Genomic DNA, 14,188 nt, shown 5'->3' on the forward strand with positions numbered 1-14,188 from the left:
ATCGGCGGTCATTGGTTCCTGCTTTTGAAGTCGGCGATCGCCTGATTGCCGTACTGCTGCGCCTCCGCCAGCCCTTCGTCGATGGAGATCTGATCGTTCATGATGAGCTGGATCTGCTTGAGCAGATAATCATAGACCAGCGTCCCTTCCAATGTCGCGTTGAGGGTGCGCATCTTGCCGCCGTCCTTGAGATAGGCGTCTTCAAACAGGGGCGAGCCGAGATAGGGCACATCCTTGCGGGGAGAGGCCTGGGTATGGAATTCATGGAGCCGGTCTATGCCCTCCTTGCTCAGCACATGCTTGATCAGATCGACCGACAGCTGCGGGTCGGAGCTGCTCGACATCAAGGTGAGATAGTCGGTCGGCGCGAAGGTCCAGGATTCCTCATCCTCCAGCGCGGTGACATAGCCCCATTCGAGGTCCGGATAGTTGGGCAGATAATTGCACGCATCGCCCGAGGAGACCATGGTCATGGCGCCTTTTCCGGAGCAGAAGTGGCTGACGAAAATGTCGTTGAGGGTCACCGACGACCACTCGGGCGGCACGACCTTGTCCACATGGATCAGGTCGTATAAAAACTGAAGGGATTTCTTTCCCGCGGGCGAGTCGATGATCACCTCGTCCCCCGCCTCGTTGTAGATGTCGCCGCCCGCCTGCCAGAGGAACGGATAATAGGTGGAGGGCAGGAGCCCATAGTAAGAATCGGCGAACGAGGTGACATATCCCCATTGGTCGATATTGCCGTCCCCGTCCTTGTCCTGGGTGGCGGCCTTTGCTATGCGCCGCAGGTCCTCCCAGGTCTTCGGCGGCTGCTCACCCAGCTCGTCGAGGATCGTCTTATTGTATAGGATGACGCGGGGATCCCCCGAGGCAAAGGGCACGCCATACTGCCCGCCCATGATGTACCCGCTGTCCCAGGCGATGAAATTGTCCTTCTCCTCCTGGGTAAAGTAGGAGTTCACGTCCGCGACCGCCCCCATCGTGATAAAGGGCGGGTACATCTCAACATACATGTACCCCACATCCGGGCCGGCGTTCCCGGCGATGGAGGTCAGATACTTCTCCTCATACCCCTCCCAGGGGATGACCGTAAACTCCACTTTACAGTTGTTCTTTTCTTCAAAGCTCTGGATCACAGGCGCCCAGATTTCTTCATCGAGCGCGTCGACGGTCGCATAGGGAGGCATCCACCAGGTGAGCTGCTTGGCTTCGCCTGGAGCGGAGGCGTTTTTTTCCGATCCGGCCGGTGAACCGCACGCGGCCAATGAGGTCATCAATGCGCATGCCGCCAGGAGAGCGATAACTCGTTTCATCGTAACGTTCCTTTCTCATCATGGTGTGTTTTTCATTCGGTTCTGCATCGTGGAAAATGTCGATTATGTATATTACATCCATATTATATATTAGCAAATCAAAAATTTATATATAATTTCATTCATACACTAGAAAATTCTTTCACAAAGCGGTATAATTGACCAGGAGGCGAAAAAGATGGACATCATCCTGGACCAGCAAAAAATCATGGAACTGCTGAATAATTTCACCGCTTTGATCGATGTGAAATTCACGCTTCTGGACGTCCAGTTCAACGAGCTGCTGGTCACAAAGGCGAAGCATCCGTTTTGCGCCTACATCCAGTCCCACCCCATCGGCTATCAAAAGTGCTATGATTCGGACAAAAGCGCCTTCGAGAAGGTCACCGCTTGCAGGGATCAATTTGTTTACCGATGCCATGCCGGACTGATCGAGGCCTGCTTTCCCGTGATCGAGCGGGATACGGTCATCTCCTATCTGATGTTCGGCCAGATCCTGGACAATACGTCCATCCAAAAGCAGTGGGACGAGGTGAAGGAGCGGTGCTCCTGGTATCCGGGGATCGAGTCGCTGGAGGACCATTTTTTTCACCTCAAGCAGTTCGACCTGCATGAAATCGAGGCCTGCGCCTCGATCGTATCGGCCTGCACGGCCTATGTCTGGCTCAGCGAACTGGTCCGCTCCAAAGAGCCGAATTATGCCCAGCGGATCAGGGCCTATATCGACACGCATTATCACCAGCCCATCACCCTGGACGATATTTCCGCTGAAATCAAGCTGGGGAAGACCATGCTCTGTCAGATCGCCCGCTCCCAATTGGGGGACACCGTCAACAAGCTGATCGCAAAAAAACGCATCGAGGCGGCAAAGGCCTATTTGGAGACGACAAACTACCCCATTTCACAGATCGCGGAACTTGTCGGGATCAGCGACTACAATTACTTCACCAAAATATTCAAGTCCCACACTTCCATGACGCCGACGCAGTATAAGAAGCAATTGCAGCTGAAATGATCCCGCACAAAAAGGGAGGACCGCCGGCCGGCGGTCCTCCCTTTTATTTAACTTTCCCGATCCACCTTGTGGAACTGCTTGAGGTTGCCGATCTTCTGCCGGCGCTGCTCCAAGATTGCCTCGACCTCTTCCAATGGGATCTCCTGCTGCGCCATCAGCACCAGCAGGTGATAGAGCAGGTCGCAGATTTCATTCTCGGTGTCCTCGTTTTTGCCGTTCTTGGCGGCGATGATCACCTCCGAGCACTCCTCGCCGCATTTCTTTAGTATTTTATCCAGCCCCTGCTCGAAGAGATAGCAGGTATAGGAGCCCTCCCGGGGCTCCCGTTTTCTCTGCTGCACGACCTCGTAAAGGCCGCGGATCACGTCCTGCATCGCGCTATTCCTCCTTTGGCTGTAATGGAATATCCTTAAAAAAGCAGCTGTGGCTGCCGGTGTGGCAGGCGGGCCCGGTCTGCTCCACGACGGCGAGCAGGGTATCGTCGTCGCAGTCGGCGTGTAAAGAGACCACCCTTTGCAGATGCCCCGAGGTCGCCCCCTTGTTCCAGAGCTCCTGCCGCGAGCGGGAATAAAACCAGGTATACCCGCTCTCGAGCGTGCGCCGCAGGCTCTCGCGGTTCATGTAGGCGAGCATCAACACCTGGCCGGTGGAATACTCCTGCACCACGCAGGGGATCAGCTCGGACTTCTGAAAATACCGCTCCAAATCCATCTTCATGGCCACCCCCTTCACACTTTCCGCACCGGGATGCCCCGCTTTCGCAGGTACTCCTTGACCTGCGAGACGGTCAGCTCCTTGTAGTGAAAGAGCGAGGCCGCCAGCGCCGCAGAGGCGCCCGTCTCCTCGAACACCTCGCCAAAATCCTCCAGCTTCCCGCAGCCGCCCGAGGCGATCACCGGCACCGGCACTTTTTGGCAGACCTGCCGTGTGAGCTCGAGGTCGAACCCGTTTTTGGTCCCGTCCGCGTCCATCGAGGTGAGCAGGATCTCCCCCGCCCCCAGGGTACAGACCCGCTCGGCCCAGGCGAGCGCATCGAGCCCGGTGTCGATCCGTCCGCCGTTTACCACCACATGAAAGCTCCCGTCCGCGCTGCGCCGCGCATCGATGGCCACCACCACGCACTGGCTGCCGAAGCGGTCGGCCGCCTGCCTGATGATCTGCGGGTCCCGCACCGCCGCCGAATTGATGGACACCTTGTCCGCCCCGGCGCGCAGCAGGGGCGCGTAGTCGTCGACCGAGCGGATCCCGCCCCCCACCGTCAGCGGGACGAAGACGTTCTCGGCCGTGCGCCGCACCACGTCGAGCATGGTGCCCCGCCCCTCATGGGTGGCGGTGATGTCCAGGAAGGTGATCTCGTCCGCGCCCTGTCTATCATACTCGATGGCGCATGCCACCGGGTCGCCGACCTCCTTGATCCCCACAAAGTTGATCCCCTTGACCACCTTGCCGTCCCGCACGTCGAGACAGGGGATGATCCGTTTTGCCAGCATGGCTGCTCCCGCCTTTCCTTATCTTTCCCGCGCCGTCTGCAGCGCCTCGCGCAGATCGAGCGTCCCCTGGTAAATGGATTTGCCGCAGATCGCGCCGTAGAGCCCCATCGCGTGCAGCGCGGCGATGTCGCCGATGTCCCGCACCCCGCCCGAGGCGACGATGTCGCAGCCGACGGCGTTTTTTAAAGCCTCCAGCTGCCCGAGGTTGGCCCCCTCCAGGGTCCCGTCCCGGCCGATGTCGGTATAGATGATGGTGCGCACCCCGGCGCGCTCCATCTCGCGCGCCAGGTCGAGGTAGCCCACCTCGCTGCGCTCGAGCCAGCCGTTTGCGGCGACGCAGCCGTCTCTGGCGTCGATCCCGACGGCGATCCGGCCCCCGAAGCGGGAGACCGCCTCGCGCACGAGCGCGGGGTCCTCGAGCGCCGCCGAGCCGAGGATGACACGCTCGATCCCGTGCGAGAGATAATCCTCCACCGTCTGCATATCGCGGATTCCCCCGCCGAGCTCGATTTTGAGCGAAGTCTCCTTCGCCACCAGCTTAAAAATGTCCGCGTTGACGGGGCGGCGCTCCTTGGCGCCGTTGAGGTCCACCATGTGCAGCCACCGGGCGCCCGCCGCCTCAAAGCCGCGCGCGGCCGCCAACGGGTCGGGCGCGACCTGCTCGGCGGTGGCAAAGTCCCCTTTATAAAGGCGCACGCAGCGCCCGTCCTTGATGTCGATGGCCGGTAAAATAATCATGCTATACTTTCAACTCCGCAAAATTTTTGAGAATTTGCAGCCCCGCCGCCGCACTCTTCTCGGGGTGGAACTGCGCGCCGTAGACATAGCCGCTGTGCACCAGGGCGGGAATCTTCTCCCCATATTCGGTGTAAAGGGAGATGTACCGCTCCTCGGTGTGGGCGCAAAAGGAGTGGACGAAGTAAAAGTATTCCCCCTCCCCCATCCCTTGGGTGAGCGCGCAGGGGTTCTGGAGCTTCACCTCGTTCCAGCCCATGTGGGGGATTTTGAGCCCCGGCGCCTCGAGCTGCCGCACCGTGCCGGGGATCAGCCCGAGCCCCGCGCTCTCGCCAAACTCATAGCCCCGCTCGAAGAGGATCTGCATCCCCAGGCAGATTCCGAGTAAAGGCTTCCTGGCGGCGCTATGCCGGATCGCCGGGATCACGCCGGCTCCCTCCAGCTTTTCCATCGCCTCCCGGAAGGCCCCCACCCCCGGCAGGATGACCCGGTCCGCCCTGTCGATCTCCTCTTCGCTGGCCGTGACGGTGTACTCGATCCCAAGATAGCGCAGGGAATTGCACAGGCTGTACAGGTTCCCCGCCCCGTAGTCGATCACCGCGATCAATCACAGCACCCCCTTGGTGCTGAGCACGCCGCCGTCCGTCCTTGCCGCCGCAACCTTCAGCGCATGGGCGAAGGCCTTAAAAAGCGCCTCGGCCTTGTGGTGGTCGTTGGCCCCGTAGGGGACGCTCAGATGCAGGGTAATCCCCGCGTTCATCGCAAGGGCCCTGAAAAACTCCTCGACCATCGCGGTCTCCATCCCGCCCATCATGGCGTGCTGGAAGGCGCACTCGAAGCGCAGGAAGGGCCGCCCGCTCACATCCAGCGCGCAGAAGCCCAACGCCTCGTCCATCGGTACGTAGAAGCTGCCGTACCGGGCGATCCCGCCCTTGTCGCCCAGCGCTTTACAAAGCGCCTGGCCGAGCACGATCCCCACGTCCTCGATGGTGTGGTGGCAGTCCACCTCGAGGTCGCCCGCCGCCTTGACGGCAAGATCGATCCCCGCATGGGTGCAAAGCGCCGTGAGCATATGGTCGAAAAAGCCGATCCCGGTTTCGATCACGCCCTTGCCCTTTCCATCCAGATCAAGCGAAACGGCGATGTCGGTCTCCCGGGTCTTGCGGCTGAGTTCTGCCTTTCTCATCTTCCTTCGGCCTCCTTGGCTTGTAGTATCTCCTCGAGGGCGGCGAGCACCGCCCCGTTCTCCTCCCCGGTCCCGGCGCTGATCCGCAGATGGTCCCCCATCAACCGCACTGCGATCGAGCGGCGCAGCAGCGCCTCGTGGACCTCCTTCGCCCCCGTCAGCTCAAAGAAGGCAAAGTTGGTGCTGCTCCCGCAGACCCGCCCGATCCGCCCCGGGAAGCGTTCTTTGAGCGCTTCGATCCCTGCACAGAGCATCTCCGCGCGCGCGTGCAGCGCGGCGCTGAGCTGCGCGATCCTGTCGGGCTCGCGCAGCAGCGAAGCGCAAAGCGCCTGGGTCACGGCATTGACGTTATAGGGGGATTTGGCCGCCTTGATCGCGTCGATCAAGGTTTTGTTCCCCGCGGCAAAGCCCATGCGCAGCCCCGCCGCGCCATAGGCCTTCGAGCAGGTGCGAAGGATCAGCAGGTTGTCGTATTTTGCGATCAGGTCCATCCCGCTGCGCCCGTTCCCCGCGAAGTCCATATATGCCTCGTCGAGCACCACCAGCGCCCCCACCGAGGCGACCAGCCGCTCGATTTCATCCTGCCCGATCAGCAGCGAAGTGGGGTTGCAGGGGTTGGAAAAGATCAGCACGTCGGCCCCCTCGCGGTTTACCGTCCCGATCACCCGGTCGATATCCACCGAGTAGTCCGCGTTTTTGGGGATCAGCACATGCCGCAGCTCGGCCAGGGCCGAATAGAAGGAATACATCGAGAAGTCGTATTGCAGGGTGCAAAGGGTCATCTCCCGCTCCATCAGGCACCCCTCGATGATCGAGATCAGCTCGTCCGAGCCGTTGCCCGCCACCACCTGATCCTGGCGAAGGCCGAACTGCCGTGCAAAGAGGGCGCAGCACTCGGTCGCATAGGGGTCGGGGTAGCGGTTGAGCGCGGGGGAGCTTTTCAGCAGCTCTTCCAGCAGCTGCCCGTCGGGAGCGTAGGGGCTCTCGTTGGCGTCCAGCCGGATCTGGTAGCTGCCGCTGATCGGGTCGTAGGGGATGAGGGCCCGCACCTTTTTGGGCAGTTGATAGGCCATCTTTTATTCCCCCTTACAGCGCCTGCTCGTCAAAGCGCACCGTGATCGAATTGGCGTGGGCGCTCAGCCCCTCGGAATTTGCGATCCTTACGATGTCCTCCTTCGCCTCCTCGAGCGCCTCGCGGGTGTAGTAGATGAAGCTGCTGCGCTTCACGAAGCTGTCCACCGACAGGGGCGAAAAGAAGCGGGCCGTGCCGCTGGTGGGCAGCACATGGTTCGGGCCCGCGAAGTAATCCCCCAGCGGCTCGGGCGCATACTGCCCGAGGAAGATCGAACCGGCATTGTCGAGCTTTCCCACATACTCCATCGGGTTTTCGCAGACGACCTCGAGGTGCTCGGGCGCGATGAGGTTGGCAAGCTCCACCATCTCCGAGCAGCTGCGGCAGACGATGGCCGCGCCGTAGCCGGAGAGGGACTGATCAATGATCGCCTCCCTGGAGAGGGCGGCCTTCTGCCGTCCGAGCTCGGCGATGGTTTCCCTAGCGATTTCCTCGTCGGTGGTGAGCAGGATCGCGCTGGCCAGCGGGTCGTGCTCGGCCTGGGAGAGCAGGTCGGCCGCCAGGTACCGCGGGTTGGCCGAGCGGTCGGCCATCACCAGTATCTCGCTGGGCCCGGCGATCATGTCGATGTCCACCGTGCCGTAGAGCAGTTTTTTGGCCGTGGCGACGTAGATGTTCCCCGGCCCCACGATCTTATCCACCCGCGGGACGGTCCCGGTTCCGAAGGCGAGCGCCGCCACCGCCTGCGCCCCGCCCACCAGAAAGACCCGGTCCACCCCGCAGATCGCCGCGGCGAGCAGGATGTCGGGGTTCGGCTTCCCATCCCTGCCGGGCGGGGTGACCATTACGATCTCGCCCACCCCGGCGATCTTGGCGGGGATGGCGTTCATCAGTACCGACGAGGGATAGGCTGCCGTGCCGCCCGGCACATAGAGCCCGACGCGGTGCAGCCCCCGCACCCTCTGCCCCAGGATGACCCCGTTTGCCTTCATGTCCACAAAGCTCTGGTGCTTCTGGCGGGTGTGGAATTCGGTGATGTTCTCCTGCGCACTGAGGAGCGCCTGCACATACTCCGGGTCGGCCGAGCTGAGCGCATCGTTGATCTCGTCCCGGCTGACCTCCAAGTCCTCAGGGCAGTAGCCGTCAAAGCGGGCGGTGTACTCGCGCAGCGCCTCGTCCCCACGCGCGCGCACGTCCCCGATGATCCCGGCGACCGCCTCGCTCACCTTTTTGTCCACCGCCTCGCCGCGGTCGCGAAGCTGCCCGAGCAGCTCGTATTCGTCCTTTCCGTTGGCATAAGTCAAACGCATCATTTCATTTCCTCCCCCACATATCGTTCCGCCCCGGCGATCACCCTGCCGATGGCTTCCTTTTTTAACTTCATGGCCGCGGTGTTGACGATCAGCCGCGCCGAGACCGGCGCGATCTCCTCCACCACCTGCAGCCCGTTTTCTTTTAAGGTGCTTCCCGTCTCCACGATGTCCACGATCGCATCGGCCAATCCCAGGATCGGGGCGAGCTCGACCGAGCCCTCGATCTTCACCACGTCGACGTCCATCCCCTTCTCCTCGAAGAAGCCCAGCGCCACCTTCGGATACTTGCTGGCGATCACCTTCGCGTTATATCCGGAATAAAGGTCATCCCCGTTTTTACAGGCCACCGCAAACCGGCACCGTCCGAATCCAAGGTCCAAAACCTCGTAAAAGCTGCCGCCGTTTTCCAGGATGGTGTCCTTCCCGACAATGCCGATATCCGCCACCCCGCTCTCCACATAGGTGAGCACGTCCGCCGCCTTGGCCAAAATCACCTGCAGCCCGCTCTCCCCCAGATGGAAGATCAGCCGGCGGCCCTTGTCATGCAGCTCGCCGCAGTCATACCCGAGGCTCTCGAGCATCTCCACCGCCTTGCGCTCGAGCCGGCCCTTGGTCAGCGCGAGGGTGACGGTGTTCTCCTTCGTCTCTCCGGTGGCGGGGCCGCTCTGCGCGACCAGCGAGGCGTTCACCCCGAAGCCGACGGCCGGGCGCGCGGGCCCAAACTGGCCGATCAGGTTGTCGTACCGCCCGCCGAGCAGGACCGGCTCGCCGATCCCGGCAAGGTATCCCCGGAAGATCACCCCGGTGTAGTAGTCCGCCTGGCCGACCAGCCCGAGATCGATGAGCACATGCTCGCCGGGGTCCGCCCGCGAAAGCTCCAGGTAGAGCTGCTCGATATCATCCAGCGCCCGGGCGGCCTCGCCCCCCTCGACCAGCGCTCTGGCCTGCGCCAGGATCTCGCTGCCGCCGAAGAGGCGGGGCAGGACCCACAGCGCCTGCGCCGCGCTCTGGGAGGCGTAGCCTTCCAGCAGGTCGCCAAGCGTCGCATAGCTCTTTTGGCCGATCAGCTCGCGCACCTGCTCCTTGACCTCCCAGGGGGCCTGCAGCTCGTTCATCAGGGCCTTGAAGAACCCGATATGGCAGATTTCCAGCCGGTAATCCGCCGAGAGCTCCCGCAGGCTCTCGGCCGCCAGCGAGAGGATTTCCAAATCACTTTCCCGTCCGGCGCCGCCGATCAGCTCGACCCCGGCCTGAGAAAACTCGGCGGCCTTGCCGCTGTGCTCGCGCGGGGTGGAATAGACCTGCTGATTATAGTACAGGCGCAGCGGCAGCGGAGCGTTCTGCAGCTTGGTGCTGCAGAGCCGCGCGATCGGCACGGTGCAGTCCGGGCGCATACAGAGCATGCGGTTCTGCGAGTCGGTCAGCTTGGCGGTCTGCTGCGGACGCACCTGCCCATAGGAGGAGCCGAACACGTCGCAATACTCCAGCGACGGGGTCATCACCTCGCGGAATCCGTGTCGGGCATAGAGACGGCAGAGCTTCTCCTGCACCCGCCGCAAACTCTCACATTCCCCGAACAGCAGGTCCCGCGTGGAGACCGGCGTCACCTTGTCGTATCGCTTCATTTTGGCACTCCCTCGTCATACTTTAGTGTGCTAATATGCTATCATATGAAATCAAATCTGTCAACCTGTTTTTAGTATAGCACACCCTCCCGGCAGGGTAAATCTTTTTTGGGCGCGCGACAGGACAGGGATCGTCAAAGAACGGGCCGCCGGCAATGCCGGCGGCCCGCGGATGCTTATTCTAAGACTTTATTACTGTGCTGTAAAATAGATGACGGTAAAGTCAAATTGCGAGGTTGCCGTCAGATTCGCATATGTCAATGTGTGAATCCCACTCGTACCGGAATTATCCACCACGCATTCTATTTTCGTCCCAAACGCTATTCTCGGCCGAACCTGGCCGGTCACATTCGTAAAGTTTTTCGTATAGCCGCTCGTTCCTATAAAGCGGGCATTTCCGCCGTAAGCGGGAAAGGGCAGGCCGACCAAATCGACCCGGTCCGCCGCCGGCGCTCCCGTCACCGCAGAAGACAGCACCAACGCCACATGCGCTACCACCATGTTCCCGGTCTTACAATAGGTCCCGGTGCTGGTAGAATAAGTCGCCGTCCCCTTTTCCAGCTTCACTTGGAAGGTCCCTATTTGGCTTTTATTCAGCTTCTCTCCACTAAGTTTTACAAGCGCCCCCTCAACGGAGGTTTTCACTGGGAACACAGGAGAACTTACCATAATATCATTGGCTGTGAGCGTTTCCCGTGCCACAAACTTTCCGTCGGCCTCACTTTTGGTGTATCTCTCATCCAAGAGCTGTTCCACTTCCATAAATCTTCTGTCAGTCTCTTCTTTGGAGCATCTCTCCTCCAAGAGCTGTTCCACCAACACATTGTCCGCGTTGAAATCTTCCATCGTCGGCTTGTCGGCTAAAATCCACTGGTTGAATCCAAGACCCGTTTTGTTCGTACTCGACATCGTTTTTTCCTCCGTATCGTTTGTTTTTGCTTTCACCTACGGGAGGAAACGGGCGAGGATTAACCGTCCGCGTTTTATTATCTACACAGAACTTTCTATCCCACCGTCTCTTCTTGGTCAAACACCCGCAGAACCGGGCGGCCCTTCGTGCCATCCCAGCGCCAAATACGCTCAAAATCAAAACCCGCATAGTCCGCCTGGGTGCCCATCTGCTGCGCGCTCAGCGGCGGACAGCCGGTATTGACCCCCACGTTGCCGTAGACGTCGGTCCCCACACCGTGGGCGGCGCCCGAGGCGCTGCTCCAATAGTTTGCAGCGAACTTCGAGGCTCCCGAGGAGATGAGATAGCCCAGAATCCCACCTTGGGCGAAGCAGGTCGCGCTGCCCGGGCGCAGGATACCGTCAAAATAATTTCCGGTTAAAGCCGCATCGTTGCCGCTGCGGTAGCCCAGGATCCCGCCCAGATGGATGTGCTGGACATCTCCGACGGTGAGGGTCGCGCTGCTGTAGCAGTTCTGCAAGGTCAGCTCGCCCCCCTCGCTGTTGCCAAGGATTCCTCCCATCCGCACAGTGTTCCCCTGCGTATCAAGTATACGGATGTCCGCTTCACTAAAGCATTGTCTGATTTGGTTATCGCCTCTGCTCGATTGAGCTACGATTCCGCCGCCGATTAAACCCTGCTCCAGATTGAAGCTGCAGGATGCGTCGACCCCGAGGTTTTGGATCGTTGCCCCGCCGAGCTGGCCGAACACCCCGCAATATGTTGCGGACCCGGTCATGGTGAGGTTTTTGATCCGCCGTCCCCCGCCGTCGTAAACGCCGCGAAACGGCTGGTCAGACCCGACCGCAATCCAGTTGTCATAGACGGAGCAGTCGAGATCAGAAACCTGCAAAAAATACTGACCGCTCTCCAGATGGCTGCCGTCGTTTATGTGCTGCAGCTGCTGCGGGGAAGCGACCAGGAAGGGGGAAGCCGCCGTACCCTCTCCGGCATAGAAGGCGCCTTTTGTCCCCGCCGCGCAGCCGCAGGTGGGCGGGAGCTCGAAGGTATGCTCCACCGAGCGCGCCCGGTCCAGGCCGCCGCGCCCGGACTGGACCTGCGCCGTCACCGCCAGGGTCCAGGCGCCCGGCTCTGCAAAATCATAGCGCAGCGGCAGGTGGACACTGACCTCCCCGTCCTCCATGATCCGTACCCGCGCCTGCACCTCGGGTACGCCCGTGGCGGTGCCGCCCCCGTAAAGGGCGAAGATGTAATCCTGCGCCCTCGGTGAGCGGGCAAAGGGAATGTCCACCCCGTATTCGCTCGTAGAGCCGCCCTCGACCTGCACGCTCACCTGCCCGGCGGCGGCCGCCGGGAGTGCCAGCAGCACCAGAAACCATATGCAGAGAAGCCCCTTTTTTATCCTGATCCCCTTCCTACAATTGACCGTTAGATAGGTTATCTTCCGGTCGCCAGGAGGCAGGGATAGAAGGGAAATCCGCCCGTTTCCCTTGCAAAGCCCGGAAAATCAGGATATAATTGGGGTATATGGAGGCTGCGTCGGCATGAAGGATGAACACCGTTCCAAAACTGCCCGGCGGCGGCCAACAGGATAACCTATCTAACGGTCATTTAAATACCAAGCGGCCCCCGCTCTTGACAAAAGAGCGGGGGCCGCTATCTGTTTTTTAAGGTTACTGCTCTACCCTGTTCACGGCCATCATCGACCCGTCGCTTTCCAGCTCGATCGTGACGCCGTACTGCCCGCTCTCCGAAGTCGTGAGCGTGGCATCAATCGTCAGGGAGTCCACCGCATCGGGGGCGAGCGCCTCCGTATAGGTCTTGCCCGTTTCCCTTAGTTAAAGATATTGTTGGGTATCTCAAGATGTGTCATTCGATTTTGCCGATAAAGCGGTAGAAGATTTCCACTTCCTGTTCCCGGCTTCCGTCCTCACTTTTGACCGCTTCATGGACAAGGATTTTTTCAATCAGCGTATTCAGAAGTTCAGCCGTCAATTCTGTGGGATTGACATACTGTTTCATCAGACCTATCCACTTTTCAGCGTCAACCGCTGTCTGGGCGGCGGTCTCCATCGCTTCGTGAAGCCGTTCAATTTTTACGTCCAATTCTCGCTGTTCGCCCTGATACTTTTCGGACAGCATATTGAAATTGTATTCTGTAATGCGTCCGGCAGACCAGTCCTCATACATTTTTGCAAACAGGGTGTCTACTTCTGCTTTGCGCTTTTCCGCCTTTTTCAGTTCGGCTGTCTGCCGCTTCCTTGCAGTATTGCGTTCCTTGTCGCTGGCGTTAAGTAGCCGTTTCAGAAGTTTGTCCCCATCCTGCTGTGCCAGCACAGACCAGTATTGCAGACGGGAAAGGACATAGGCGTAAAGCACATCATAGCGGATATAGTGCATGGAACACTGGTGCAATCCTTGCCCGTACTTGCTACAATGGTAGTGGGCATAGGGATTTTTGTTCTGGCTGTTCATACCATAGGCCAGCGACCAGCCGCAGTCCGCACATTTTACCAGCCCGGAAAATATCTGTGTTGTGCCGTTCTTCTGCCGTCTGCGCCTGTTGCAAATCTGCTCCTGTACTTGACGGAACACATCTTCGGAAATAATCGCTTCGTGGGTGTTCTCCACACGATACCATTCCTCTTTTGGCTTGCGTACTTTCTTCTTGTTTTTGAATGAAATGTTGGTCTGCTTATTGTGGACGCTGTGTCCGATATAGGTTTCCTCTTTCAGAATACTTTTCACCTGCGCTATCGTCCACGCATAGGCTTTTTCCTCCGGCGCTCCGGCATAGATATTTGCGAAAGTGCCGTATCTCTGGAAATTCAGCCAGCCGGGAGTAGGTACTTTTTCTTCGACCAAAATCCGTGTAATGCTGGCGGCTCCCCGGCCATGAACGGCAAGGTCAAAAATCTTTTCGATAATCCACCTTGTTTCCGGGTCAATCAGAAGATGGCCTTTCTTATCTGGGTCTTTGACATAGCCAAGCGGAGCATAGGCTCCATAGTGTGCGCCATTTGCGAACCGTGTCCGCATGGCCGCCTTTACCTTTTTGCTGGTCTGGCGGGCGTGCATTTCATTCAGAATGTTGAGGAATGGGGCAAGCTCATTCTCTCCGTTGATGGTGTCCACATTGTCATTGACAGCGATATAGCGGACGCCTTTGCTGGGAAAGTAGATTTCCGTGTACTGGCCGGTCAGAATGTAGTTTCTGCCTAAGCGGGATAAATCCTTCGTAACAACGCAGTTGATTTTCCCGTCCTCAATGTCATCAATCATTCTCTGAAAATCCGGCCTGTCAAAGTTCGTTCCAGACCATCCATCGTCGATATATTCATCTATGACATTCAGGCCATGCTCGGCGGCATATTGCCGGAGCATCATGCGTTGTGTCTGAATACTCCCGCTTTCTCCTTGCAGTTCATCGTCCCGGCTCAATCTCATATAAAGCGCCGTGTTGTAAATCGTAGTATTGTAAGGTTGTTTCACCGTAAAAATCCTCCTTCTAAAGAAACAACCCACGCTT

The 14,188-nt window shown here is 59.3% G+C and carries 14 protein-coding genes; 1 reads left to right on the plus strand and 13 read right to left on the minus strand.

Features of this window, described 5'->3' with window-relative positions:
- Positions 1 to 8 precede the first annotated feature (8 nt).
- Complete coding sequence (locus tag EDD78_RS09565) at positions 9 to 1,313, minus strand: sugar ABC transporter substrate-binding protein (protein WP_079699772.1); 1,305 nt, start codon at positions 1,311 to 1,313, stop codon at positions 9 to 11.
- Positions 1,314 to 1,491: 178 nt separating this feature from the next.
- Between EDD78_RS09565 and EDD78_RS09570 the strand changes: the two genes are divergently transcribed.
- Positions 1,492 to 2,328 (plus strand): PocR ligand-binding domain-containing protein, encoded by an 837-nt coding sequence (locus EDD78_RS09570; RefSeq protein ID WP_079699773.1) that lies wholly within the window; start codon positions 1,492 to 1,494, stop codon positions 2,326 to 2,328.
- A gap of 47 nt (positions 2,329 to 2,375) precedes the next feature.
- On the opposite strand, the gene hisE is transcribed toward EDD78_RS09570, so the two are convergent.
- From hisE to EDD78_RS09630, 12 genes are all read right to left on the minus strand, one after another.
- The gene (gene hisE / locus EDD78_RS09575) at positions 2,376 to 2,702 is read right to left on the minus strand and encodes a phosphoribosyl-ATP diphosphatase (RefSeq protein WP_132084794.1); all 327 of its coding nucleotides are present in this window, start codon (positions 2,700 to 2,702) and stop codon (positions 2,376 to 2,378) included.
- 4 nt (positions 2,703 to 2,706) lie between these two features.
- Complete coding sequence (gene hisI, locus EDD78_RS09580; RefSeq protein WP_132084854.1) at positions 2,707 to 3,039, minus strand: phosphoribosyl-AMP cyclohydrolase; 333 nt, start codon at positions 3,037 to 3,039, stop codon at positions 2,707 to 2,709.
- Between the two features lie 17 nt (positions 3,040 to 3,056).
- Positions 3,057 to 3,818: an imidazole glycerol phosphate synthase subunit HisF gene (gene hisF / locus EDD78_RS09585; protein WP_079699775.1), complete on the minus strand. Its 762-nt coding sequence runs from the start codon at positions 3,816 to 3,818 to the stop codon at positions 3,057 to 3,059.
- Between the two features lie 18 nt (positions 3,819 to 3,836).
- Positions 3,837 to 4,556 carry a 1-(5-phosphoribosyl)-5-[(5-phosphoribosylamino)methylideneamino]imidazole-4-carboxamide isomerase gene (hisA, locus tag EDD78_RS09590; protein ID WP_132084795.1) on the minus strand — a complete coding sequence of 240 codons (720 nt, stop codon included), beginning with the start codon at positions 4,554 to 4,556 and terminating at the stop codon, positions 3,837 to 3,839.
- Between the two features lies 1 nt (position 4,557).
- Positions 4,558 to 5,160, minus strand: coding sequence for an imidazole glycerol phosphate synthase subunit HisH (hisH, locus tag EDD78_RS09595; protein ID WP_079699777.1), 603 nt, complete (start codon positions 5,158 to 5,160; stop codon positions 4,558 to 4,560).
- Positions 5,161 to 5,739 (minus strand): imidazoleglycerol-phosphate dehydratase HisB, encoded by a 579-nt coding sequence (gene hisB / locus EDD78_RS09600; RefSeq protein WP_132084796.1) that lies wholly within the window; start codon positions 5,737 to 5,739, stop codon positions 5,161 to 5,163.
- Positions 5,736 to 6,812: a pyridoxal phosphate-dependent aminotransferase gene (locus EDD78_RS09605; protein WP_132084797.1), complete on the minus strand. Its 1,077-nt coding sequence runs from the start codon at positions 6,810 to 6,812 to the stop codon at positions 5,736 to 5,738. Before EDD78_RS09605 ends, hisB begins: the two co-directional genes overlap by 4 nt.
- 13 nt (positions 6,813 to 6,825) lie before the next feature.
- Positions 6,826 to 8,124, minus strand: coding sequence for a histidinol dehydrogenase (gene hisD / locus EDD78_RS09610; protein WP_132084798.1), 1,299 nt, complete (start codon positions 8,122 to 8,124; stop codon positions 6,826 to 6,828).
- Positions 8,121 to 9,749 carry an ATP phosphoribosyltransferase regulatory subunit gene (hisZ, locus tag EDD78_RS14005; protein WP_165873177.1) on the minus strand — a complete coding sequence of 543 codons (1,629 nt, stop codon included), beginning with the start codon at positions 9,747 to 9,749 and terminating at the stop codon, positions 8,121 to 8,123. The genes hisD and hisZ overlap by 4 nt, the downstream gene beginning before the upstream one ends.
- 192 nt (positions 9,750 to 9,941) lie before the next feature.
- Positions 9,942 to 10,658 (minus strand): hypothetical protein, encoded by a 717-nt coding sequence (locus tag EDD78_RS09620; RefSeq protein WP_132084799.1) that lies wholly within the window; start codon positions 10,656 to 10,658, stop codon positions 9,942 to 9,944.
- A gap of 95 nt (positions 10,659 to 10,753) precedes the next feature.
- A complete protein-coding gene (locus EDD78_RS09625) occupies positions 10,754 to 12,028 on the minus strand; it encodes a hypothetical protein (RefSeq protein WP_132084800.1) in 1,275 nt (424 codons plus the stop codon).
- A gap of 500 nt (positions 12,029 to 12,528) precedes the next feature.
- A complete protein-coding gene (locus tag EDD78_RS09630) occupies positions 12,529 to 14,106 on the minus strand; it encodes a recombinase family protein (protein WP_154410947.1) in 1,578 nt (525 codons plus the stop codon).
- Between the last annotated feature and the right edge of the window lie 82 nt (positions 14,107 to 14,188).

The organism is Harryflintia acetispora (assembly GCA_004340125.1).
GTDB classification, from domain to species: Bacteria; Bacillota; Clostridia; order Oscillospirales; family Ruminococcaceae; genus Harryflintia; species Harryflintia acetispora.

What these genes read in the sequence shown, in the direction of transcription:
- EDD78_RS09565 (WP_079699772.1), bottom strand. Translation starts at nt 1,313, where the DNA reads ATGAAACGAGTTATCGCTCTCCTGGCGGCATGCGCATTGATGACCTCA.
- EDD78_RS09570 (WP_079699773.1), top strand. Translation starts at nt 1,492, where the DNA reads ATGGACATCATCCTGGACCAGCAAAAAATCATGGAACTGCTGAATAAT.
- hisE (WP_132084794.1), bottom strand. Translation starts at nt 2,702, where the DNA reads ATGCAGGACGTGATCCGCGGCCTTTACGAGGTCGTGCAGCAGAGAAAA.
- hisI (WP_132084854.1), bottom strand. Translation starts at nt 3,039, where the DNA reads ATGGATTTGGAGCGGTATTTTCAGAAGTCCGAGCTGATCCCCTGCGTG.
- hisF (WP_079699775.1), bottom strand. Translation starts at nt 3,818, where the DNA reads ATGCTGGCAAAACGGATCATCCCCTGTCTCGACGTGCGGGACGGCAAG.
- hisA (WP_132084795.1), bottom strand. Translation starts at nt 4,556, where the DNA reads ATGATTATTTTACCGGCCATCGACATCAAGGACGGGCGCTGCGTGCGC.
- hisB (WP_132084796.1), bottom strand. Translation starts at nt 5,739, where the DNA reads ATGAGAAAGGCAGAACTCAGCCGCAAGACCCGGGAGACCGACATCGCC.
- EDD78_RS09605 (WP_132084797.1), bottom strand. Translation starts at nt 6,812, where the DNA reads ATGGCCTATCAACTGCCCAAAAAGGTGCGGGCCCTCATCCCCTACGAC.
- hisD (WP_132084798.1), bottom strand. Translation starts at nt 8,124, where the DNA reads ATGATGCGTTTGACTTATGCCAACGGAAAGGACGAATACGAGCTGCTC.
- hisZ (WP_165873177.1), bottom strand. Translation starts at nt 9,749, where the DNA reads ATGAAGCGATACGACAAGGTGACGCCGGTCTCCACGCGGGACCTGCTG.
- EDD78_RS09620 (WP_132084799.1), bottom strand. Translation starts at nt 10,658, where the DNA reads ATGTCGAGTACGAACAAAACGGGTCTTGGATTCAACCAGTGGATTTTA.
- EDD78_RS09630 (WP_154410947.1), bottom strand. Translation starts at nt 14,106, where the DNA reads ATGAGATTGAGCCGGGACGATGAACTGCAAGGAGAAAGCGGGAGTATT.